Origin of the sequence: Oligoflexus sp., from assembly GCF_035638955.1 — a bacterium.
Lineage (GTDB): Bacteria > Bdellovibrionota_B > Oligoflexia > Oligoflexales > Oligoflexaceae > Oligoflexus.
Genome location: NZ_DASQYZ010000112.1, coordinates 88,956 through 111,941, shown reverse-complemented (window position 1 = coordinate 111,941; position 22,986 = coordinate 88,956). Strand labels below are relative to the sequence as shown.

Below are 22,986 nucleotides of genomic sequence, written 5' to 3'. Positions count from 1 at the left end.
TGTAAGCGATGCAAAAAATTTCCTCATCGCTGCGCTTCGGCTCTGAGATCCTGGGCGAGCTGCGCGACCTCAAAGCGCAAAAGAAATTTGAAAGCGCGGGCCCTGAAGATCAGCAGTCGAAGACCAGCTTCATGGATCATCTGAAGAATGCCGTCGAGGAAGTGAACCAGAGTCAACTGTCGTCTGATAAAAAGGCCACAGATCTGGCCAACGGCAAGGATACCAATATCCATGAAACCATGCTCGCGGCGTCTCAAGCCGAACTGTCCTTTAACCTGATGGTCCAGGTGCGAAACAAGGCCCTGGAAGCCTATCAGGAAGTTATGCGGATGCCTGTTTAATAGCTGTTGAGGGGTGACCATGGAAAGAATGAATGAATTTTTCAGGAACCTCAGTCAACGTCTAGGGGGCTTTTGGCAATCGCTGAATGGCCCTAAAAAAATCGCCGTCATGGCGATCGTTGCACTGCTGATCGGTGGCCTTGTGTCCTTGCTCTTCGTGGGCGAACAGGGTGAGACGGCTTACCTCTATCCGAACCTTTCGGAACAGGATAACAACGAAATCGCGTCCGAGCTGCGCAAGCAGGGCGTTAAAAACTTCATCATCGACGACAAGGGGATCAAGGTTCCTGCGGAGTCGGTGATGCCCTTGCGTTTGAAACTGGCCGAAGAAGGACTCCCGACCCGAGGCATGATCGGCTGGGAAAAATTCGATGACCAGGATTTTACGCGAACCGAATTTGAACAGAACATCAACCGCCTGCGGGCCATTCAGGGCGAGCTGGCGCGAACCATCAGTTCGATCGACGGCATTACCTCAGCCCGCGTGCATATCGTGATGCCGAAGAAGGCGCTCTTCCAGGAAGATGACCAGGAACCGACCGCCGCCATCTATATCAAGTCGCAGCGTGGCAAGGAACCGAACGCCAGACAGATTCGCGGTATAACGCATCTCGTGTCCCGTTCCGTGGAAGGCATGAAACCGGAAAAGGTCACGATCATCAACCAGGAAGGCAAAATGCTGACCCGGATTGAATCCGATGATCCCACGACCAAGCTCACCCAGGAGATGACCTCCTACCGCCGGACCATTGAAGGCGAGATGACCGGCAAAATTAAAACCCTGGTCGGCCGCATTGTGGGTCAGGACCGGGTGGATGCCAAGGTTGATGTGGACGTCGACTTCACCCGTGAAGAACAGACCATCAACGACATCGATCCTGATAAGGTCGTGGTCATTTCATCCAACGTCAACAATCAGGAAATGGCCGGCAACGGCTTGAATCCAACCGGTATCCCCGGCGCCAAGTCCAACGTACCTGGCGAGCAGGAGGATCTGGCGATCAATTCCAACTCAACCAAGAGCAAGCGGGCCAGTGAGCGCGTGAACTATGAAGTCTCCAAGACCAAAAGGCACAAGGTCCTGCCGGTGGGTAACATCAAACGCATATCAGCGGCTGTCATCGTCGATGGAACGCAGATCTACCCTTCCGATGGGACGGCTCCTGAGTTTCAAGCCCGTACCCCCGACGAAATGCGCAAAATTGAAGACCTTGTGAAATCCGCCATCGGCTTCAAAGACGGCCGTGACGAGGTCAAAGTTCATAACCTGATGTTTGAACTGGCGGCTACTCAGGTGCAGGCCATCAAAGAGAAGAAGCAGGAGAACCGGAAATACATTTCCACTCTGGTCGTTTCCTCGGTCATCGCCCTGGCTCTGGTCTTCTTCTTTGCCTTCATCGTGCGTCCGTACTTCCGCTGGCTGTCCTACGATCCCGAGCGTAAGCGCAAGGAAGAGATCGTCGAGGAATTCAAACCGGATCTGGAGATGGGCAGTATTCAGAACGTGCAGGTGAAAGAGGATGTACCGTTTGAAAAGCTGTCGCCTCAGGAACAGATTCTTTATCTGGCCAAGCATGAACCGGGCAGGACAACCGAAGCTTTGCGTATCCTTCTGAATCCCCATCAATCGGCTCATTGAGGTTAACGCATGCTGAATCAGGCCAATAATCGCAGCCACGGGCGTTTCATCAAAAAGGATGATCCCGTGCGCAAGGTGATGAATATCAACGAATTCAATCTGATGGAAATCTGCGACAAGCCGGTGACCTATCATGATAATGCCAATGCCAATATCATCCATAATAAGCTTCATTCGGAAGAAGACCTGGCGGAAGGTGTGCGGGACTCCTATGAAATCAATATGAGCTTTCCCCATGAATCCCGACCTGTCATCCGTCCGCTTGACTTCACGGAAGAGTGGAAGAAGCAGAAAAAGCGGATGGCCAACCGCCATCATCGACTGGAAGAGGAAGAGGAATTCGAACTCGATGTGACCAGCCTGCTCATCGAAAAAAAGATTGATTTCAAAAAAGCCAAATTCAAGGTCATGGAGACCACCGCGCCCGAGCAGAAAAAGGATCAAAAGGAAACCAAATCACCGGTCAACCTTTTCCCACAGGCCATGCCTGTGAAAGCTTCGGCCCCTGAACCCAAGGCCGCCCCGACTCCAGCACCGGCTCCAGCACGGGCGAAGGACAGTCGTATGCCGCCTGCGCCCACGGCACCGGAAACCCCGGCGCATCAGGCCCAAATGGATGCTGATGATTTTATGCCCTATGTCCCGACGCGCGAAGTTTCCAATCCGGAAAATCAAATGACGAAAGTGGAGGCCGTGCGCCTCAGTGAAGAGGAACGCGATCGTCTGCGCGCCGAAGCCAGGGCGGAAGGTTATCAGCAAGGCTTTCAGCAGGGTGAGGAAAAAGGGACCTTGAGCGCCCAGGATAAAATCCATTCCATCACTGAAGAGCTGGCCAATATCATGGACAACCTTCAGGGCATGCAGAAATCGATTCTGACCAATGTGCAGGATAACTTTCTGATGATCTGCCAGAGTTTTCTGGAAGCCCTTCTGCACCGTGAATTCAAGGTCAACCCGGAATCCTTCGGCGCCGTGATTGAACGGGCCATTGCCGATGCGTTGCCGGAAGATGAGTTCATGATTCATGTCAGCCCTCAGTCTTTCCAGGATCTGTGCAAATGGTCCAACCCGGAGATGCGCCGTCGACTACGGGTGGATGACAAGCTGCAGAATGATCACTTCAGGGTCGAAGGCAAGCATGCGGTGATCGATGGAGATCTGCCTAAAATCATTCGTGACCTTTTGGATCAGGCCGATATCCAACTCTTTGAAACCAAGGAAAAGGCGGGTTAATGCAAGATTTGCGCAATCTGCGGCGTCTGGATGCTGGCAGTCTGAAAGCCAGCTTCCAATCCATTCCCTGGTCTTTTCAAGGCAAGGTGGCTGAAGTTGTCGGTACCCTGATTGAAGCCACCCTTCCTGGCTGTCACATGGGATCCATCGTCAGCATCAAGGCCACCGATCGCAAGGATCCCATCATTGCCGAGGTCGTTGGGTTCCGGCGTGAGCGCGTTCTGCTCCTGCCCTATTCGCATTTGAACGGTGTCTCGCCTGGTTCGACCATTCAATCGGTGCGATCCTTTACCCAGGTGCCGGTGGGCGAGTATCTGCTCGGGCATGTGATCGACCCCTTTATGAATCGCCTCGATGGCGGTGCGATGGTGGCTTCTGAATCCTGCGAAATGTTTGATATCGATCAGGCGGCGCCGAACCCTATTGAACGCGCGCGCATCGAACGGCCGCTTAGCCTTGGCATTCGGGCCATGGATGCTCTCCTGACCTTTGGCGAAGGCCAGCGCATTGGGATCAGTGCCGGCTCTGGTGTGGGTAAATCGGTGCTGATGGGCATGATCGCCAAACACAGTGAAGCCGATGTCAACGTCATCGCGCTCATCGGTGAACGTGGTCGCGAGGTCCGTGAATTTATCGAACGCGATCTCGGTCCTGAAGGTCTCCGCCGCTCGGTGGTGGTCATCGTCACCGGTGACCAGTCACCCCTGATGCGTATCCGTGGAGCTAAACTCGCGCAAACGATCGCTGAATTCTTTTCATCGCAAGGTAAGCGCGTGATGCTGATGGTGGATAGTCTGACTCGCGTGGCCATGGCCCAAAGGGAAATTGGCAACGCGGTCGGCGAACCACCGACAACCAAGGGTTACACGCCTTCGGTGTTTTCCCTGTTGCCGAAACTACTCGAGCGCGCCGGACCGCAGGCCAAAGGTCGCGGCCCCATCAGCGGACTTTATACCGTGCTGGTGGATGGAGATGATTTCAATGACCCGATCGCCGATGCCGCCCGTTCCATTCTTGACGGTCACATCAACTTGACCCGTGACCTCGCCATGAAGGGGCACTTCCCGGCGATTGATGTCACATCGAGCGCCAGTCGTGTGATGAACGATATCGTGCCGCAAACGCACTGGCAGCAGGCCAATTATTTTCGCGAACTGCTGGGTGTTTATAACAGCAGTCTGGATATGATCCAGATCGGCGCTTATCATCCGGGCACCAACCCGAAACTCGATGAGGCTCTGCGTATCATGCCGCTGATGGAAGCCTTCCTGAAACAGGGTATTCATGAGGCGACCCGGATGGAAGATGCGATGAACGGTCTGCGGCGGGTCCTGTCGGGTATGTCCCATCGAGGTTGATAAGGAAAACGTGAATGCCGAGTCCCAAGCAGAAAACTCAAAAGATTCAGCCTCTGATCAAAATACGCAAGCTGCAGCTCGATCAGGAAACCATGCGGCTCAATCAGATCAAGCTCAAGCGTGAGGAAGCCGCACAGGCTTTGATGCAATCGCAGAGAACGTATATTGAAGGCGTGGATAAACTGAATCGCGAGAGGCAAAGCCCGGAGCGCAAGATGCTGCCCGCCTTGGAGCAAGGCGTGGACTTCGCAAAGGCGCAGTGGTATCAGCGCCTGATGGCTCTGCGCGCTGTCGAAGAGGAGGAGCGCCGTCAGTTCATGATGGTCGCCGAGGCCCAGAAGAAGATGAAGATGCTGGAACACCTGGATGAACGCTATGGTGAGCAGCATACGAAGCATATGAAGATTCAGGAGCAAAAGCAGCTCGATGAGTTTGCTATTACCATGAACCGGCGCAAGGACTGGGAGTGAGCCATGTCAACCTCCGCTCATCTTTTAACACGCTATAGCATCCCTTCCATCATTGTTCTCAAGGTGGCTGTCATCAGCTATATCATGCTCGGTGATAGCAAAATCCTGAGCTTTGGTGACCGCCCGCTCTGGGGTCAGACGGAAAAAGCCGCGGCCCCTGCCGACAATCCCGAGCCGGTGCTGGCACCCCTGACGTCGAACGAGCCGGATGCTGTGGAAAAAAAGCGACGTGGATTCCTGGATGACCTTCTCAATCTGCCCAAGATCAGCACCGAAGGCATGGATAAGGATGAAATGGGTCGTTATTTCACCATGCTGGAGCGTAAGCAGAGTCAGATTGAAAATCGCATCCATATCCTGGGGACCCGCGAAGAGCAGCTCAAGGGCTTGGAAAAGTCGGTCGATGAAAAAATCAAAAAGCTGGAAGACGAGATGATGTTCTTTCAGCAAACCATTCAAAAGGAAAAGCAGCTGCAGGGCGAACGTCTCGACAAACTTGTGGAGTTCTATCAAAAAATGGAAGCCAAAAAAGCGGCTGCCGTGTTCGAGAAACTCGATAAGGATCTGGTCGTCTCCCTCTTCAATCGCTTTCCCCAAAAGCAGACCACGCAGATCCTTGCGCTGATGAATGCGGATCGGTCCGTGGAACTTTCTGAATACTACGGTCGCATCAAATCCGCGAAGGAGTACGAACTCCTGAAGGAAATCAACGTCGCCTTGCGCGGCCAATTTCAGGAATGCAAAGGCCTGCCTAAAAACGTGCCCTGAACTCTTTCCTTGTCCCCTCGCGCTGTCCGTGGCATATTTGCAGCCCATCGCCACTCGACTCGCGAGGTTCAAATGAAAATTATATTCATGGGTTCACCCGAAGAAGTCGTGAGTCCGCTGCGGACTTTAATCGAGCATTGCCGGAGCAGCGCGACCGATGAACTTCTGGGCGTGGTGAGTCAACCCGCTCGACCGGCTGGGCGCAAGCAGGTTTTGACCGATCCTCCTGTGGCGGCTTTTGCCAAGGAACAAGGACTGACGGTTTGGCAGCCGGAAAAAGCCAGGGATGCTGATTTTCTGAATATCCTTGAGCAAGCCGAACCTGATGTCATCGTCACAGCTGCTTACGGACAAATTCTCAGCGACAATTTTCTAAAAATTCCCAAGCGCGCCACCATTAATATTCATCCTTCGGCCTTGCCTGCTTATCGCGGTGCGACACCCGTGCCGGCAGCCTTGCTGGATGGACTATCGGAAACGGCCGTGACCGTTCTGTTTACGGTCAAGGCGTTGGATGCCGGCAATATCATTCTTCAGCAAAAATTCACGATTGAGCCTCGGGAGTATGCGGCCAATCTCACGGCTCGCCTTTTTGCCGCAAGTGGACCTTTGCTTCTGCAGGCCCTGGACAAACTGCGCGACCCCGTATTTAGTGGCACCCCACAGGACCCCGAGCTTGTCACATTCTGTAAGAAGATCGCCAAGACAGATGGCCAGATCAACTGGGGACAACCTGTGGATAAACTTGTGAATGAATTTCGCGCTTATAAGCCTTGGCCGGGCTCCTTCTGCTTTTGGCAGGATGCTCGCGTGGTGATCGAAGATATGGAGCAGGCTGAGCCGGGCGTTCCCAGCCTGAACCCTGGAATTTTCCGTCTGGATCGCAAAAATAAGGCACTTTTAGTAGGAACCGGGACTCACCCGATTTGGGTTCGACAACTTAAACCCGCCGGCTCCAAGTCCGTGGACGCTTTGTCCTTTTGGAATGGCGCACGGCTTAAGGATGAGGGGAGATTTCAATAATGGCCTCATTCCAACCTAAACGCGTCGCTTTAGCCTTGTCCGGTGGTGGCCGTACCTTGCGAAATCTGATCGCCCAGCAATCCCACAGGGCCTATCGTATCGCCGGTGTGATCAGCTCACGCGAGGATTGCACGGGGGTGGAGATCGCTCATGAACTGGACCTGCCAGTGTTCGCCGCGACCTTTGGGAAACATGCATCGCCCACGCTGGCGCGAGACCTTGGGCTTTGGCTCCAGGATGAGCGCATGGACTGGGTCGCTCTTGGCGGTTTTCTCAAGCCTTTCCCCAGCATTCCCGGCTTTGAAAATAGGGTGATCAATATTCACCCGGCCCTGCTGCCCCAATACGGTGGCAAAGGCATGTATGGAATGCATGTGCATCGCGCCGTTCATGAGAACAAGGACGCGGTGTCGGGAGCCAGCATTCACTTTGTGAACGAACACTATGACGAAGGTTCGATTATCGCTCAAATCAGAGTTCCGGTCGTGGGATTGGCGGATCCTGATGCCATCGCTGCCAAGGTTTTTGCCAGTGAATGCAAGCTTTACCCGGAAGTACTTGATCGATTGTGCCGAGGTTCGCTACCCTTGGCCGACGGAACCATTTTTACGATGGAGGCCTGAACATGCGAACCGAGTCACTGAATGATCAAAATTATATGGAAAAAGTCTATCGCTTTGAGGATCGGCAGGCTGGTGTCAGTCTGATTTTCAATCCGGATGAAAATATCTTCACCTACAATGCCTATTGTTTGGAAACCCATCTCATGAAAGAATTATTCACTGTTGAGCAGGAATTTCTTGAAGATGCGCTCGATCTGATCAACGCCGAATTCGGGAGTTGGGAGCTTGTTGAAGTTTCTGGAAAAAGTTCGGGTTGTGGGAGTTGCGCGGCGAAATAGTTATTTCATGCCTCTTTGCGGGCTATTGGGGCTCCTTTCCAGCAGCCCCTCGCTCGCCACCACCAAAGCCCCTCCGCCTCCGCCCCGGTCGCCACAGTGTGAACTGATATCAAAAGGCCCCGCTGTCGCCCTTCAAACGCAGGAAATCCTTCTTCATAATTTTCTAAACGAATGGCTGGATGCTGTTCGCACGGATCAATGGAGCAGGATCGAAGGTTTTTTTCATCCAAGGGCAAAGCGAACCAAGGACCTTGGTGAAAAGATCAAAATGATTTTGAAAAATCGCTATGATTTGCCCTGGCAGTTTTCGGTCTTCCGCGTTTGGCGGATTACCACACCCGAAGCCCACAAAGCGATTTTGGATTCGTGTCCCGACGCCAGCGGCGCTTCGATCATCGTGCAGAATGGTTATGAAACGCAGTATATGGTCTGGCTCCAGATTATGGGACAGAACGAATTGGGCCGCATGATGATCGCTGTCGCGCCTGACAAGGGCCGCATGTACGCCACGGCTTTGCGCCTTCAGCAATGGACTCAGCAAGGGGAAGACGCCGAGGCCTGGGTGCAAAAAGCCGAAACGGCGTTCAAAGCTGATCAGAAGATTCCCGCTTACTTTGCTCTTGATGTCGCTCATAAGCTTCTCGCCGGTGAAGATCTTTTGATCTATCCCCGCCAGCGACAAATTCTTGACGCTCGAAATGGTATCGTATCGCAAGCGGAACTGGTAAAAAAACTCAACGAAGCCTTAAACGTAAAGAGCATCGCTTACATCGGCAGTCTTCTGACCAAAGAAGGAACCGGCATACTGCTGCGCGAAGTCATTGAGAAGCAGGAACCCACGAGTGATCTGCAAAAGCGCTGCCTCAGTCGCGGCGAGGCCTTGATCAAACTGGGCTGGCTCGCCGCGGGCAAGACCGGGCTGCGCTGCAACTACATTTTCCCCGGCATGGATCCCGAGCAGGATTCTCCCATGGGCGGTTTGTATTTCGCACCTGAAGACTTAGTAAACACGAAAAAATAATATCTTTCCCTTCCACTGTTCGCACGCAGAGGATCCCACTCCCGGGAAGCACCTCTGAGTGTGGTAAACTATTTTTAGAGCTTCCACGCCCCATCTTAAAGTGATAAAGCCGGTTCACCGGCCTACCTTTCCCTACGTTTGAGGTTCGCTGTGCCGAGCAGTGCATTGCATAAGTTACAGTCCTTTCATCAGGATCTCTATCAGCATGCGATTCAAGCGACGCAGCATATTACTTCCATGAATACTGCGGAAATTGCCGCTTATTCTCGCAACTTTCAGGCCTCGTTGCCATCGACGTGGGTGTCGAGCAGCATTGATCAGCTGGCGACGTGCATGACTTCAGCGCATCTCATGCTGTTTGGTGACTTCCATACCTTGAGGCAATCACAACGCGGCTTTCTCAGGATCTTGCGGCATCTGCGCAGTCGCGAACCAGGGCGTCCCCTGATGGTGGCGCTGGAAATTTTCAATGCCGAGGATCAGCCTGCCATCGACGAGTTTCTGGCTGGCCGTTTGCCCGAAGACAAATTCCTCAAGCGTATCGACTACCACAACAAATGGGGTTTCCCTTGGGAAAATTATCAACCCATCGTGGCTTTTTGCGCTGAGCAAGGCATACAGATCTGCGGCATCAACTCGCAATTCGATACACCGAATCGTTTGACCCGACGTGATGCCTTTGCTGCCGATATTCTGAATGAATGGACCGCGAAAAATCCAGAGCATCTGTGTCTCTGCCTGATTGGTGAATATCATCTGGCGGATCAACACCTGCTCGCGCACCTAAGTCGTGCTATTAAAACGGTTCGTGTCGTCAATAATATCGATGACTATGCCTTTGGTTTAAAAGGCCTGCCCAGCGAGAGCACGGATTACCTGCAGCTGGATCAGGATTTTTTCTGCGTGCTGAATACGGCGCCCTGGATCAAGTGGCAGTCGCTGGCGATGTGGGAGGAATTTCACGCCAGCTGGGATGGATTCCCTGGGGACGATTTTGATCTCTATACGGAACACCAATACGATTTTGATTACCAGCTTCTCCATATACTCAAGGCTTTGAACCAATTCATGGGTTTGAACCTCAATACCACCGATCTTTCAAATTTCTTTTTGCATATCAAACCCGACAAAGCCACCAGCAGTTACATCAAAGCCAAATTAAAACTGACGCGGGCTGAACTTTTGGCTGCTGAACGCCGTTGCGAGATGGATGGCTTCGCCTATTTCAGTCCATCTGGGACAGCGCTGATCCGGGAACCCAGTATCAATCGCTTTGCAGAAATCGCTGGATTCTATCTTTACGACGCGTTGCAGGCATCAAAACGCGAAAGACGTCTGAATTTTGTCGAGCGTATCGAAAGACAGATCTGTGGAACGCTGACGGCTTCCATCATGAATCCAAGGCGTCCGCGCGCGTCCGCGGTAGGCCTGGATATTCTGCGGCATCCCGAAAGCATGCTCGAAGATCTTTCTCGTTGGAATGAGAAGGATAAGCAGCAGGATTTTGGATTGAGTCGCCTTATCGGTGAGTATCTGGGAGCCGAAATCTTTCAGAGACTGGTTTTGGGCGAGGCTCCTCGACTGGAGGAGGATCTGCGCCGCGTCTTCAAAGGTAATCTCCAGTCGATGCTCGAGATGTTTCCTTTGGATCAGCGGCCTCAGGTGGCCTAAGCGGGATCAGAAGAGCAGCACATCCCCGCGTTCAGCACCTTTTTGATCTTCAGCTTCCTCTTCCTTCGCGCCCGGCGTGGCGTCCTTTTTCATTTTCTCTTCCGGCGTATCAAACACCAGAACTTCGCCAGCCTTGCTGTCCTGCTTTTTCACCGACGTGGTGCCTTTCAGATCGGAGGCTCCCATGGGCGGATCGTCAAAACTCAAGGTCGGTGGCTGCCGTGAGGCTGGGGAGGGCGAGGATCGGGTCGCCATGGGGGGAGCAAAATCCTGTCCGGCTGCCATTTTCATGGGCCTTTCATGGACATTGTCCGTACTCAGCATGCTGAGCTTGGTTACCATTTCTTCGGCCAGACTCGAGATCTGACGGATCGGAACCACAGCGGCTTCAATTTCCTGACGCGTGATATCCTGGAACTGCAGACTCAAAATAATCTGATCAATGTTGTGGGCGACGCTCTGCGAACTGATAACGGACGAATCGACCAGCTTGGAGAACACGGCCGTGGATTCCCGCGCAGTCTGCAGAAGGGATTTCACAGCCTTGTCCACGCTGTCCTTCTTGCTTTCGGTTTTACTGCGGTTATCAATCAGAGACTTCGATATCGCTTCAATGGAATCATTCACCTTGCCCACGATCTGGGTAATATCATTGGACGCCTGATTGGTTCGGTCGGACAGCTTCCGCACTTCCTCGGCAACGACCGAAAAACCACGGCCATGCTCACCGGCACGGGCGGCTTCGATGGCCGCGTTCAGAGCCAAAAGGTTGGTCTGATCCGAGATGTACTGGATATCTTCGGTGATCTTGTTGATGGTCGCGGTATTTTCCAGGATCGCCTGGATGGACTGCGAAAAGTGCAAATTGAGCTTGCCGTTTTCATCCAGCATGTCGGTCATTTCCTGGAGCAATTTCAGAGCCACCGAAATCACACCGGACAGCGAGAGTTTTTCCTCGTCTTCTGTTTTGCCAAGGTTGCCGGAGAACTGCTTGTTGATCTCATTGGATTCTGCCAGATGCTCCTGGGCTTTTTCATAGATGGAGCGAACCTTGTCACCGATCTCAATAGCCGAGGTTTCGGTGTGTTCGATCACAGCGGACATTTGCTTTTGAATGGTGGGAACCAGACCCAGAATATGCCGCAGAAGCTTTTCCTGGGCGGCCAGATGCTCATCCCGCTCGCTCAGATGCGACTGCAGCTGCCGAATCCGCTCATTTTGCTTCACGGCTTCATCATTGTTACCCGGACGGCTGAGGCGCTCACGATGGCCTTCCAGTTCCACTTTAAGATCGTTCAGCTGCACCCGGATATTGGCCAGGTCTGAATTGCGTTCACCGAGCTGCACACGCAGGCGGTTATTATCGATCTCCAGCTCTTTCAGAGCGGTTTCAAGCGAGCTTTTGTCGAGCGAATACTTTCGATCGAGATTGTTCTTCAGCAGAACGAGTTTCTTTTCGGCAATGCGATCGACTTTATCCGTCGCGGTTTGCAGTTCCATATGCAGGCGCTGCATTTCCTCGGCGTCGTCATTCCCTTTCGGTTCCTCGACGCTTCGGCTGCTGAAGGCCTGCATGACGACAAGGACCCAGAGAAGGCCGGCCAGCAGGGGTGCGACGAAGCTCTGAAATTCGATCACAGAGGAAAACCCTATGGCTGCAGCGGGCAAGGTGGCCAGCGCGGCGACAATCAGGGGATCTTTGAATAACCTCGACATAACATTATCCCTTCGCTCGTAACGAAAAAGAGCCGAGTTCAGAATGTGCATCGGCGCTGGCGGTTCATTCTTTAATTCTTTCCATGGCTTGGCTTAAAAGTGGGACGGGCAGGATGTGGGATCACAGGGCTTCAGCCGGTTTCTTGTCAAAAGCTCAATTCTGCCAAAGATTTTCCGTTTCGGTCGGCTGCACATTCAGGCGGCCTTGGGCATAGCGGACTTCGGGAATTTCAGGCCCGCCCTTGGTGGTGAGCAGCTTCCAAAGAGCCACAGCCGAGGCGGAATCACGCTGGGCATGAGCCTCTTCCGCGACGTGCCAAAGGATGGCGGCGCTCATGGGATTGAAGGGGATGTAATCCCGTTTCAGATAGCGTTGGGCCAGCTCCGAAATAGCCCCCTTGTGCATATCCAGTTCGAATTCCATCAGGGAATAGGCACAGTTGGTTTCAAAGCGTAAAAGATCCTTCAAACTGGAATCGATGAAGAAGGCCGTGGTACGCTGAACGGCAAAGCGGCTGCGAATTTTCTCGTTGTCCTGAATTTTCTGCAGCATCGGATAGACGATATCGCAGCCGATGGAAACATCATCCTCAACCCACTTCAGGCCGAGCGCCAGGATCCACGGATAATGTTCCGAGCCTTCCTTATGATTGATGATGCGATGCAGGTAGAGTCGCACGCGATTTTCCAGCGGCAGAAACATGTCGAGCTTTTCGAGTTCGCGGGCCAGCGCCCGATTGCGCTTGATCCAACCCTCCTGCTCTTTGCCCTGAGTCCTGTCGATCAGATCGACCATGACCGCAGCCAGCTGCAAAAGACCCAGTTCATTCATTCTGCTTTTTTCAAAGGTATCGAAGAACTCCCGGGCCCGTTCCGCCTGATTGATTTCAGCATAGGCTGCGAACAGTCGGTTGGCCAGTTTCTCGTTCACAACGGGAAAGAGGTAGGTCCGGGTTTTTTCGAAGAACTGCACCGCTCCATAGATATCGCCCGCCTTAAAATAATCTTCAATCTTGAGCGATTGCACTTCACGCACCGGCTCGACGAGCTTCTGTAGAAAATCGGAGTTGGGATAGTGCTGCGCAAAGGCCCGCACCCGCTCCACCATCTCCGGAGTGCGTTCGTGCTGGGCATAGGATGCGGTCTCGCAGGTCCAGGCCATTTCCTGCGCCTGGGGGGGAATGATATCATTCTGACCTTTGAGTTCCTCGAGCATCTGCCGGGCATGGCGAATGTTATTGCCTTCGTATTCAGGCAGCTCCAAACAGGCCAGGCGAATTTTTGCAAAATTGGCCGTCACGTGCCCACGGAATTCCTGTCCATGCTGGAAGTAGCTCAGACGGGCTTTTTCATAGTTTTTGGTGGCGAGCCAGGTATCGGCGATCCGCAGGCTGGCCAGGGCCTGCATGTTGGTATCAAGCTCTTCCACGGACTGCGGCAGACCCGCGGCCTGCAGCGCGTACTGCATGGTCTTGCGCGCTTCCTCGAAACGGCCCAACCAGAACAGGGATTCGCCACGCAGAACGTATTGCGAAGGGCGGATCTCATTCAGTTCACGATTGATCTTATTGGCCGCGGCATAGACCTCTTCAGCCAGTTCAAAGTTATTCAAATCATAGTAGATATCGCCAATCCGGGCGAAGATGGCTGCGGAACTGGCTGTATCTTCATCCTGACGGAGGGTCATGTCGAGTTCCTGGACAGCTTCCAAATAAGATCGGTTGCGGATGTGAATTTCCGCCATCATGCGATGCATCTCGCGGCGGTATTCCTTGCGACCCGTACGCCGCAAAAAGTCGAGGCCGTTGGTGAGCGATCCGGAAACCCCCGCCCAGCGTTCATAGTTAAAATAAATCACCGATTGGTTGTAATAGGCCCGCGGCGAAACCCGTTCGAGCAAGGCATCGGGGATGTCCTTTTTACGATCAAAAGCCCAGGCAAGAAAGGTGGTGGCATTCACAAAACTCTGCCGCACCTCGGGATGATCATATTTCTTGCCGGAGTCTTTCCAATTCGCCCAGCCCTGATACATAAAGGCCTGCGCAATGAAATAATCCGTGCGTCGATGCGCGGCATAATTACGTCCGTAACGAGCGCGACCACTGAGCCAGGTCTTGCGCGCTTCCTCCACATTCCCTTCCAGAAACAGGACACGACCGCGGTTCATATGCTGGAAGGCCCGTCCCTCCCCTTGCGTAGCCGGAAAGTCAGCACGCATGGCCTCGCTGTCGAACTCAGGATTCATATCCAGTTCGAAGGTGACCTTGGGCAGGGTCGACGGATAGCGCCAAAACACTTCATGACTGTTCGGTCGCGTGTCCTCTTTGAGGTTAAAGTCCCCGACGAACATAAAATTTTTGATGATGCTGTCGGCCGAGCGTTCATAGATTTCAGTCCTGGGGTCCTCTTTCGGCGCCGGTTTAGGGCCCTTCCTGGCAAACGCCATCCCACCTGCAACGCCCACGGCGGACAGGATAAGCGCTAATTTTTTGATGGAAAGACCCAAGTTCCCGCTTCCTTGTTTCTGAAGGTCGCAGGATTGTTCGGCAGAAAATGCCGAAAGCTCAAGGGCTGGCGGGTATGGAATGGCGAAATACGGCAGCCTGGTATTCCACTACGGCTTGGGAGATGGCTTCCATGGATTCCAAAACCATGACTGAATCCCCGTTGGTAAAAAAGATAATCGTATCGGGAACGGCCTCGATATATTTGACTGTTTCCAAATTGATGAGGACCTTTTGCTGATCGAGCTTAGTCAGAAGTATCATGATGAACCCTTTCGCGGCAGCCTGGCAGTGGCGGATGTCTGGGAACTATGGTAGTTTCGTCGGTCTTTGACCGTCAAGCGTCCCTCATTGGAGAATCCTAATATGCAAATAGACGCCCTCAATACCCGCGCCAAAGATGCCTCGACGAAATATGATCGTGTATGGAGGTTTCTTTGACGTCCCTAGCAAGAAATCTGAGCTGGAAGACATCGAAGCTGAAATAGAAGCCCGACCTGATTTCTGGTCCAACCCCAAGCTGTCTGCTCCTATTCTGAAGAAAAAGCGGGCGCTGGAATTGGCCGTCAATCGGGCAAAGGTTTTGACGTCGACCCGTGACGATTTGAATGCTGCCTTGGAACTGGCCGAAGAAGGCAGCGAGGAATATATCGGCGAATCGGTGCGTCTCCTCGAACTGCTCGAAAAAGAGCTGCAGGCGCTGGAAATTCAGAGTCTGCTTGGCGGTGAAGTGGATGGCAATGATGCAATTTTGACGATCAACTCAGGCGCAGGTGGAACTGAATCCTGTGACTGGGCGTCCATGCTGTTTCGTATGTACCTGCGTTATGCCGAACGCAAGGGCTGGGAAACTGAAGTGCATGACCTGCAGGACGGGGACGAAGCGGGCATCAAGAGTGCGACGATTGAAGTGCGCGGGCCTTACGCGTTTGGTTTGCTCAAAGCCGAATCCGGTGTTCATCGTTTGGTGCGCATCAGTCCTTACGACTCCAACGCAAGACGTCATACCTCTTTTGCATCGGTCTATGTTTCGCCGATTGTGGATGACAATATTGAAATCACCATCGTCGACTCGGATCTTAGAATCGATACCTATCGCGCATCCGGCGCCGGTGGTCAGCACGTAAACCGTACCGACTCTGCTGTTCGTATCACTCACATGCCATCAGGTATCGTCGTAGCTTGTCAGACACAGAGATCGCAGCATCAAAACCGTGATCAGGCCATGAAAATCCTGAAGTCACGCCTCTACGAGCGCGAGCTGGAAACCCGCAAAGCGGCCCAGGCTGTGGTGGAAGGCAACAAAAGCGATGTGTCTTTCGGCAGCCAGATTCGTTCGTACGTTCTGCATCCCTATAAACTGGTTAAGGATCATCGCACCGATCACGAATCGTTCGCTCCGGATGAAGTGCTGGACGGTTCCATCGATACGTTCATCAACGAGTTTTTGGGTCAGCAGTATAAGACGCCTGGTGAGTAAGTGACATGAGGGTCAGCAGGGCCGTAAACGGCCTGACGGTTTCGCCTGACCTACCCCACCTCCCCCCGACCGCCGGGGGGCCGTTTTTCCAGCCTTTTCCACCTTTTTTTGCAAAAATTGCGATTTTATCAAGTTCTCATGAAAAAAGGTCCATATCTTCCCTCCGGAGTGTATGCAAGATACCAGTCTTCCAAAACATTTTTTGACTTACCCTATTTTCCCCGATATCCTAATAAGAGAAAGCCGGACACCCACTCATATACAGCAAAAATTCGATGGATGGCGGACGGGGATCGAACAAGGCGCTTCAAAAAGTTGCCAGATGCTTCGGTTTATGCTTCCGTTATCTATCAGGACCTATGATTAGGGCAGCGACATCGTTCACTACCAGCGAGGGGCTAGCATGGATGCCAGCAAGATCATCAGCGCCATCACAGAACATGAATTTCATGATCAGTACAAGACACTGCACTGGACGGGTAGCCTCAAAGAGTATCTGAACATGGTTATTGAGCGCCCAGCGATCGCTCGCACCGCCTTTCAACGCGTGTACGATATGATTGCCGATTACGGTTTTGAAACTTACAACGAGTACAAGAAAGAATTGTATCATTGGAAGTTTTTCGATGACCCGTTCGATAACGGCCGTGACGCCGTATTCGGGCTCGACATTCATCTGAACAAATTAGTGAATGTCTTCAAGGCCGGTGCTCAAAAATACGGACCAGAAAAACGCGTGATCCTTCTGCACGGACCGGTTGGCTCGGCAAAGTCCACCATCGCGCGCCTTCTGAAAAAAGGTCTGCAGGCGTATTCACGCACGGATGCGGGTTCGCTATATACCTACAGTTGGATCGGACTCGGCGACGTGCTGTCGATGGAAGAGGTCATGCCTTGCCCGATGCACGAAGAGCCGCTGCATCTCGTTCCCACGGAACGCCGCAACGCGGTGCTGGAGATCCTGAATAAAAACCGGGATCGCGCCGAAGCTGTGCATATCGAAGGGGACCTCTGTCCAGCATGTCGGTATGTCTATAACAAGCTGATGGAGCAGTACAACGGCGACTGGGAAAAAGTGGTCAATAAGCACATCCAGGTTCGCCGCATGATCCTGTCCGAGCAGGACCGGATCGGTATAGGCACGTTCCAGCCGAAAGACGAGAAGAACCAGGATTCCACGGAACTCACGGGTGACATCAACTATCGGAAGATCGCGCAGTACGGTTCGGATTCCGATCCACGCGCCTTCAACTTTGACGGTGAGTTCAACGTGGCCAACCGCGGGATCATTGAATTCGTCGAAGTTCTTAAGCTCGACGTGGCGTTCCTCTACGATCTTCTGACTGCAAGTCAGGAACACAAGATCAAGCCCAAGAAATTTGCGCAAACGGATATCGATGAGGTGATCATCGGTCACACCAACGAACCGGAATACCGCAAACTGCAAAGCAACGAGTTCATGGAAGCTCTCCGTGACCGTACTGTAAAAATCGACGTTCCCTATATCACGCGTCTGAATCGCGAAGTGGAAATCTACCGCAAGGACTTCAACGCCAAGACGGTACCGCATATCCATATCGCGCCACACACGCTGGAAATGGCGTCCATGTGGTCGATCCTGACTCGTCTGGAAGAGCCGAAGAAGGCCAACCTTACGATCATGCAGAAACTGAAGCTTTATAACGGCAAGTCCATACCTGGATTCACCGAAGATAACGTCAAGGAACTGCGCAAGGAAACGACGCGTGAAGGCATGGACGGTATCAGTCCACGTTATATCCAGGATAAAATTTCCAACGCTTTGGTCGTGGACAAAGGCAACGGCTGCCTCAATCCCTTCATCATCCTGAATGAAATGGAGTCGGGCCTGAAAACCCACTCTCTGATCAAGGATGAAGAAACCCGTAAGCGTTACCGCGAGCTTTTGGCTCTGGTTAAGATGGAATACGAAGACATCGTGAAGCACGAAGTGCAACGCGCGATCTCGGCCGATGAAAGTGCCATCGATAAACTCTGCGGCAACTACATCGACAACGTGAAAGCGTTCACCCAGAAAGAAAAGGTCAAAAACCCTTATACTGGTGAAGCCGAAGAGCCTGATGAACGCCTGATGCGTTCCATCGAAGAGAAGATCGATATTCCTGACTCCCGCAAGGATGACTTCCGTCGCGAGATCATGAATTACATCGGTGCTCTGGCTCTCGATGGCCGCGCCTTTGACTTCCGTACCAACGAGCGTCTGCATAAAGCTCTTGAACTCAAGCTCTTTGAAGATCAGAAGGATACGATCAAACTTACCAGTCTGGTCTCCAACGTGGTCGACAAGGAAGCTCAAGCCAAGATCGATGTGGTCAAAAACCGTCTTATCAAGAACTACGGCTACTGCGAGATCTGCGCGACCGATGCCCTGGGCTTTGTGGCCAGTGTGTTCGCGCGCGGTGATGTGGTGAAGAAAGATAAGAAATAAGATCTAAGCCGGAGATGGGGGTGATTTTTGGCCATGAAAATGGAATCGGATCTCAACCGGTTCAGAAAAATCGTCCGTGGCAAGATAAAAAAAGAACTCCGGCGTTTCATTTCCAGTGGCGACCTTGTCGGTCGCCAGGGAAATAAACGCATTACCATCCCTCTGCCTCGTATCGACATCCCCCATTTCAGCTTCGGCAATCGGGAAAAAGGTGGCGTCGGACAGGGTGATGGCGAAGTCGGTGATACCGTTGGCCAAGGTCAACCGCAGCCAGGTCAAGGCCAGGCTGGGGAAGGCGAAGGCCAGCATAGCCTGGAAGTGGATGTCACGCTGGAAGAGCTCGCCCAGATCCTGGGTGAAGAACTCGCTCTGCCGAACATCCAAAACAAGGGCAAGGAAAACATCGAGGACAAGAAGTACAAGTACTCGGGCATCCTGAAGAAGGGTCCCGAGTCGCTGCGTCACTTCAAAAGAACGTTCAAGGAAGCGCTGCGACGCAGTATTTCCACCGGTGATTATGATCCCGATAATCCGGTCATCATCCCGGTCAAAGAAGACAAGCGCTTTCGTTCCTATCGCATCACCCATGAAAAAGTCGCCAACGCGGTCATCGTCTACATGATGGACGTGTCCGGCTCCATGGGTGATGAGCAGAAGGAAATCGTACGTTTGACCGCGTTCTGGCTCGATACCTGGCTCAGCACACAGTACAACGGCCTTGAGCGCCGCTTTATCATCCATGATGCGACCGCGCGCGAAGTGGATTCCGATACGTTCTACAAGACCAAGGAATCAGGCGGTACCCTGATCAGCTCGGCCTATAAACTGGCCATGAAATTGATCGAGGATAACTTCAATCCGCATGAATGGAACATCTATCTGTTTCACTTCTCGGATGGTGACAACTGGTCGGGCAATGACACCGCGGATTGCATGAAAATCCTTGAAAGCAGCCTTTTGCCGATTTCCAATATGTTCTGTTACGGCCAGGTGGAGTCCCGCTATGGTTCGGGTCAGTTTCTGCGGGATTTGCATAAGCATTTTGGTGAAACCAATGAAGGCATCACCACGTGTCAGATCAAAGACCGTGACGCCATCATGGATGCCTTGAAGATCTTTCTCGGCAAGGGGAGGTAAGCATGGTTCACAACACCCAATTAACTCCCGAGCTGCGTGATCTGGCCGCCTCCATTCAGGAAGCCGCCCGGCGCGCAGGACTGGATTTTTTTGAAACGATTTTCGAGCTCGTCGACTATAAGCAGCTGAATGAAATCGCCGCCTATGGCGGTTTCCCCACCCGCTACCCGCACTGGCGCTTTGGGATGGACTACGAACGTCTCTCCAAGAGCTACACCTATGGCCTGTCGGTGATCTATGAAATGGTGATCAATAACGATCCCTGTTACGCCTACCTTTTGCGCGCCAACAACATGGTTTCGCAGAAGACGGTGATTGCCCACGTCTTCGGTCACTGCGATTTCTTCAAGAACAACTACTGGTTCACCAAGACCAATCGGAAAATGCTGGATCAGATGGCCAACCATGCCTCGGTCATTCGGCGTTTCATCGAGGACGTCGGCCATGATGAGGTCGAGGATTACATCGACTGCTGTCTGTCGCTGGAAAATCTGATCGATATCTATGCGCCCTTCAACCAGGCCGCCCGCAATGTGACACCAGCCAACTACGAGGATGAAACCGAGCACTATCGCGGCGAGCCCGTGCATAAGCTCACGTCCAGTAGAAAATACATGGACAGCTACATCAACCCGAATGAGTTTCTGGAAGGCCAGAAGCAAAAGCAGGAAGAGAAGGCCAAGCGCAAAAAGAATTTCCCTGAAAATCCTGAGCGCGATGTCCTGAAGTTCCTCTTGGAATATGCCCCCCTTAATAGCTGGCAAAAGCGGGTGCTGGGCATCGTCCGGGATGAGGCCTACTATTTTGCGCCCCAGGGTCAGACCAAGATTCTCAACGAAGGTTGGGCTACCTACTGGCATAGCCGGATGATGACGGAACTGCACCCCTTGCAGGATTCGGAAATCATCGACTACTGCGACCAGCATTCCGGGGTCATCGCCGCTGCTCCTGGCCAGCTCAATCCGTATAAACTGGGCCTTGAACTTCTGCGTCATATCAAGAGACGATGGGACAAGGGACAGTTCGGGATCGACTACGTGAACTGCGAGGATCCGAAAAAACGATCCGAGTGGGACAAGCAGCTGGGCCTCGGTGATAAGAAGCTCATGGAAGTCCGCAAGGTCCATAACGATATCACGTTCATCGATGCGTTCCTGGATGAAGATTTCTGCCACGAGCAGAAAATGTTCCTCTATGACTATGATCGGCGGAACAATCGCTATGTGATCACCAATCGCAAGTTCGGGGAAATTAAACACTCTCTCCTGGGCCAGCTGACCAACTTTGGCCAACCCATCATCCTCGTCAAGGATGGGAACTTTAAGAATCGCAATGAACTCCTGCTTGAACATCAGCACGAAGGTACCGATCTTAAGCATGAATTCACCACCGAATGCTTGCGCAATCTCTTCAAGGTCTGGCAGCGGCCAGTTCATATCGAGACGATCATCGAAGACGTCAAACGGCGGGTTTCTTATGACGGCTCCAGCCACAATGTGGAAAAGATCTAAGTTCGTACAATGGCTTCTGGTGCTGGGCTGCGGCCCGGTGCTGGTCCTGCCCGGTCCTCGGGATTCCCTCTTCGCAGTGGAGTCTTCGGGCACCCGTTTGCCCAATATTCGCCAGGTCGCGATCATGCCGGTTTACTGGCAAGGCAGCTTTCCGGAATCCCATCGTTTGACCCAAAGCAAAAAGCACATCGACGCGAACTTTTCCAAAATCGTTCGCGACTCCAAGCGTTTTGTCTTCGGCAATGATGTGCTGACCGCTGACCTTTGGTCCACGCCCGAAGGTCGTCAGCAGCTGGCCGAAGAATATGAGATCGATGCGATGATCAATCTCACCGTGACAGGCCAGGGCGATACCATGCGCTGGACCGTCCGGCTTTTGCATCCGAGCATGCGCAACTATCTGACCGAAAGCGAAACCATGCCCTTCAGCTGGCTCCTGGCAGCCACCGATGCGGACGTGGATCAAAGGCTGCAGAATCTCCTGTTTCGCATGCTGAACCGCTTCCCGGTGGATGTGTATGTGACTTCGATTCAGGGCCGCTATCTGACCCTGTCGAGTGGCAAAGAGCAGAATATCTTTGAAGGTGATGATCTTAATTTTTATCAGACCGATGTGCGCACGCAGCACCCGGCTGATGGTTCGTGGTTGAATTTTAATCAAAAATTATTGGGCAAGGCCAAGGTGATTGAAAGCAAAACGCACAGTGGGATTGCTCAGATCACCGCACTGTCCTACTCTGATGCCATTCGCGTCGGAGATGGCGCCAAGGTGGAAGCGATTGCCACACGGCGGGCCTTCCAGCAGAAAGCCAAGGATGAGCCTTTCTATACGCCGGTGACACCGGATAGTCCGCTGGTGGAAGCACGACCCATTCGGGGAGCTGTGCCTGAACCAGGTCGCACAGAGCCGCCTCGCGTGGCCGAAAATAAAGTCGACACCAAGGCTGAGACCCGACCTGAGCCGGCACCTCTTCCTCCCGCGCCTGTACCGGCCCCAAATCCGGTCATGCCGTCCGACCCTGAATCTGCGAACGCCGAGGGCGACATGCTGCCCATCGCCTTCAAAACAGTGGATTTTCAGGGTCAGAATGAAAGTTTTTCGGTGGCCGGAGCCGCCAAGGCCACCAATGAATTTCCTGTCTATCTGCTCAATCGCGTGGATCTGGCCGCAAGTCAGGACATGACACCCGAAGTGGAAGGTGTGGCCCGTGCCCATGTGCGCTTTGGCTCCACTCAGAATGGTACTTATTTTGGCTTCGGCCTGGGGTTTGAACCGCTCTATCGTCTGCCGCTGCGCACACCGATGATGCCGAGCCTCGATCGCGTGATGGTGGGAGCCCTGATCAGTTTTGAAAGCCTGGCCATCACAGGCGAAAAATTGGGCGGCTGGGACGCCGTTTCCATTGGTCCTTCCCTGCATTTGCAGGGGTCTTATCATGTTATCAGCATGGCCCAGAACTTTGATTACGATATCAGTGGACGTCTGACCCCGATCGACATCGGTGAAGTCGGCGTCCTGGGTAAAAAGCGCAGGATTGGTGACAGTTTGACCCTCGATCTCGAAGCCAATATCATCCGCCGCGAGAAGGCCCAGGATTGGGAATGGGGTGGCATGGTGGGCTATAGCACAGGCAGCTGGAATCTGAGTAAGGGCGCCATCGATATCAGCAATATACGCATCGGCCTCGCCGGTCGCATGCGGCTATAACAGCCGATCCCTCCAACCGACATTGACAGACGACGCAA

The 22,986-nt window shown here is 52.9% G+C and carries 18 protein-coding genes and 1 pseudogene; 16 read left to right on the top strand and 3 right to left on the bottom strand.

Going from position 1 to position 22,986, the window contains the following annotated elements:
- Positions 1–8 precede the first annotated feature (8 nt).
- The 11 genes from fliE (at position 9) to VE954_RS10965 (ending at position 10,425) form a co-directional block, all read left to right on the top strand.
- The gene (gene fliE, locus VE954_RS11015) at positions 9–341 is read left to right on the top strand and encodes a flagellar hook-basal body complex protein FliE (RefSeq protein ID WP_324952617.1); all 333 of its coding nucleotides are present in this window, start codon (positions 9–11) and stop codon (positions 339–341) included.
- A gap of 19 nt (positions 342–360) precedes the next feature.
- Positions 361–1,980, top strand: a complete 1,620-nt coding sequence (fliF, locus tag VE954_RS11010) for a flagellar basal-body MS-ring/collar protein FliF (RefSeq protein WP_324952615.1) — start codon at positions 361–363, stop codon at positions 1,978–1,980.
- Between the two features lie 9 nt (positions 1,981–1,989).
- A complete protein-coding gene (locus tag VE954_RS11005) occupies positions 1,990–3,213 on the top strand; it encodes a FliH/SctL family protein (RefSeq protein WP_324952613.1) in 1,224 nt (407 codons plus the stop codon).
- A complete protein-coding gene (locus VE954_RS11000; protein WP_324952611.1) occupies positions 3,213–4,571 on the top strand; it encodes a FliI/YscN family ATPase in 1,359 nt (452 codons plus the stop codon). The genes VE954_RS11005 and VE954_RS11000 overlap by 1 nt, the downstream gene beginning before the upstream one ends.
- Before the next feature lie 14 nt (positions 4,572–4,585).
- Entirely contained in the window at positions 4,586–5,041 is a 456-nt protein-coding gene (locus tag VE954_RS10995) for a hypothetical protein (RefSeq protein WP_324952609.1), read from the top strand.
- Between the two features lie 3 nt (positions 5,042–5,044).
- On the top strand, positions 5,045–5,809 hold the full coding sequence (locus tag VE954_RS10990; protein ID WP_324952607.1) for a MotE family protein: 765 nt from the start codon (positions 5,045–5,047) through the stop codon (positions 5,807–5,809).
- 72 nt (positions 5,810–5,881) lie between these two features.
- The gene (gene fmt, locus VE954_RS10985; RefSeq protein ID WP_324952605.1) at positions 5,882–6,832 is read left to right on the top strand and encodes a methionyl-tRNA formyltransferase; all 951 of its coding nucleotides are present in this window, start codon (positions 5,882–5,884) and stop codon (positions 6,830–6,832) included.
- A complete protein-coding gene (locus VE954_RS10980; protein ID WP_324952603.1) occupies positions 6,832–7,455 on the top strand; it encodes a formyltransferase family protein in 624 nt (207 codons plus the stop codon). The genes fmt and VE954_RS10980 overlap by 1 nt, the downstream gene beginning before the upstream one ends.
- A 2-nt stretch (positions 7,456–7,457) precedes the next feature.
- A complete protein-coding gene (locus VE954_RS10975) occupies positions 7,458–7,733 on the top strand; it encodes a hypothetical protein (protein ID WP_324952601.1) in 276 nt (91 codons plus the stop codon).
- Positions 7,681–8,754 (top strand): hypothetical protein, encoded by a 1,074-nt coding sequence (locus VE954_RS10970; protein ID WP_324952599.1) that lies wholly within the window; start codon positions 7,681–7,683, stop codon positions 8,752–8,754. The genes VE954_RS10975 and VE954_RS10970 overlap by 53 nt, the downstream gene beginning before the upstream one ends.
- Positions 8,755–8,904: 150 nt before the next feature.
- Positions 8,905–10,425 carry a ChaN family lipoprotein gene (locus VE954_RS10965; protein ID WP_324952597.1) on the top strand — a complete coding sequence of 507 codons (1,521 nt, stop codon included), beginning with the start codon at positions 8,905–8,907 and terminating at the stop codon, positions 10,423–10,425.
- Between the two features lie 435 nt (positions 10,426–10,860).
- Here VE954_RS10965 and VE954_RS44195 read toward each other — a convergent pair.
- From VE954_RS44195 to VE954_RS10950, 3 genes and pseudogenes are all read right to left on the bottom strand, one after another.
- Positions 10,861–11,274, bottom strand: a pseudogene (locus VE954_RS44195) (methyl-accepting chemotaxis protein); the annotation flags it as partial.
- A 1,021-nt stretch (positions 11,275–12,295) separates the two neighbouring features.
- Positions 12,296–14,647, bottom strand: a complete 2,352-nt coding sequence (locus VE954_RS10955) for a tetratricopeptide repeat protein (RefSeq protein WP_324952593.1) — start codon at positions 14,645–14,647, stop codon at positions 12,296–12,298.
- Between the two features lie 58 nt (positions 14,648–14,705).
- Complete coding sequence (locus VE954_RS10950) at positions 14,706–14,909, bottom strand: flagellar FlbD family protein (RefSeq protein WP_324952591.1); 204 nt, start codon at positions 14,907–14,909, stop codon at positions 14,706–14,708.
- Positions 14,910–15,060: 151 nt separating this feature from the next.
- On the opposite strand from VE954_RS10950, the gene prfB reads away from it, so the two are divergent.
- The 5 genes from prfB (at position 15,061) to VE954_RS10925 (ending at position 22,948) form a co-directional block, all read left to right on the top strand.
- Positions 15,061–16,125 carry a peptide chain release factor 2 gene (gene prfB, locus VE954_RS10945; RefSeq protein WP_324952589.1) on the top strand — a complete coding sequence of 355 codons (1,065 nt, stop codon included), beginning with the start codon at positions 15,061–15,063 and terminating at the stop codon, positions 16,123–16,125.
- 403 nt (positions 16,126–16,528) lie between these two features.
- Positions 16,529–18,592 (top strand): hypothetical protein, encoded by a 2,064-nt coding sequence (locus VE954_RS10940; RefSeq protein WP_324952587.1) that lies wholly within the window; start codon positions 16,529–16,531, stop codon positions 18,590–18,592.
- A 27-nt stretch (positions 18,593–18,619) separates the two neighbouring features.
- A complete protein-coding gene (locus tag VE954_RS10935; protein ID WP_349263812.1) occupies positions 18,620–19,729 on the top strand; it encodes a DUF444 family protein in 1,110 nt (369 codons plus the stop codon).
- A gap of 2 nt (positions 19,730–19,731) precedes the next feature.
- Positions 19,732–21,240 (top strand): SpoVR family protein, encoded by a 1,509-nt coding sequence (locus VE954_RS10930; RefSeq protein ID WP_324952585.1) that lies wholly within the window; start codon positions 19,732–19,734, stop codon positions 21,238–21,240.
- Positions 21,206–22,948: a hypothetical protein gene (locus tag VE954_RS10925; RefSeq protein WP_324952583.1), complete on the top strand. Its 1,743-nt coding sequence runs from the start codon at positions 21,206–21,208 to the stop codon at positions 22,946–22,948. Before VE954_RS10930 ends, VE954_RS10925 begins: the two co-directional genes overlap by 35 nt.
- Positions 22,949–22,986 lie beyond the last annotated feature (38 nt).

Excerpts from the sequence above, each read along its gene's own strand:
- VE954_RS10980 (WP_324952603.1), top strand. The coding sequence starts at position 6,832 with ATGGCCTCATTCCAACCTAAACGCGTCGCTTTAGCCTTGTCCGGTGGT.
- fmt (WP_324952605.1), top strand. The coding sequence starts at position 5,882 with ATGAAAATTATATTCATGGGTTCACCCGAAGAAGTCGTGAGTCCGCTG.
- fliE (WP_324952617.1), top strand. The coding sequence starts at position 9 with ATGCAAAAAATTTCCTCATCGCTGCGCTTCGGCTCTGAGATCCTGGGC.
- VE954_RS10995 (WP_324952609.1), top strand. The coding sequence starts at position 4,586 with ATGCCGAGTCCCAAGCAGAAAACTCAAAAGATTCAGCCTCTGATCAAA.
- prfB (WP_324952589.1), top strand. The coding sequence starts at position 15,061 with ATGATCGTGTATGGAGGTTTCTTTGACGTCCCTAGCAAGAAATCTGAG.
- VE954_RS10990 (WP_324952607.1), top strand. The coding sequence starts at position 5,045 with ATGTCAACCTCCGCTCATCTTTTAACACGCTATAGCATCCCTTCCATC.
- VE954_RS11000 (WP_324952611.1), top strand. The coding sequence starts at position 3,213 with ATGCAAGATTTGCGCAATCTGCGGCGTCTGGATGCTGGCAGTCTGAAA.
- VE954_RS10940 (WP_324952587.1), top strand. The coding sequence starts at position 16,529 with ATGGATGCCAGCAAGATCATCAGCGCCATCACAGAACATGAATTTCAT.
- VE954_RS10925 (WP_324952583.1), top strand. The coding sequence starts at position 21,206 with ATGACGGCTCCAGCCACAATGTGGAAAAGATCTAAGTTCGTACAATGG.
- VE954_RS10930 (WP_324952585.1), top strand. The coding sequence starts at position 19,732 with ATGGTTCACAACACCCAATTAACTCCCGAGCTGCGTGATCTGGCCGCC.
- fliF (WP_324952615.1), top strand. The coding sequence starts at position 361 with ATGGAAAGAATGAATGAATTTTTCAGGAACCTCAGTCAACGTCTAGGG.
- VE954_RS10950 (WP_324952591.1), bottom strand. The coding sequence starts at position 14,909 with ATGATACTTCTGACTAAGCTCGATCAGCAAAAGGTCCTCATCAATTTG.
- VE954_RS10975 (WP_324952601.1), top strand. The coding sequence starts at position 7,458 with ATGCGAACCGAGTCACTGAATGATCAAAATTATATGGAAAAAGTCTAT.
- VE954_RS11005 (WP_324952613.1), top strand. The coding sequence starts at position 1,990 with ATGCTGAATCAGGCCAATAATCGCAGCCACGGGCGTTTCATCAAAAAG.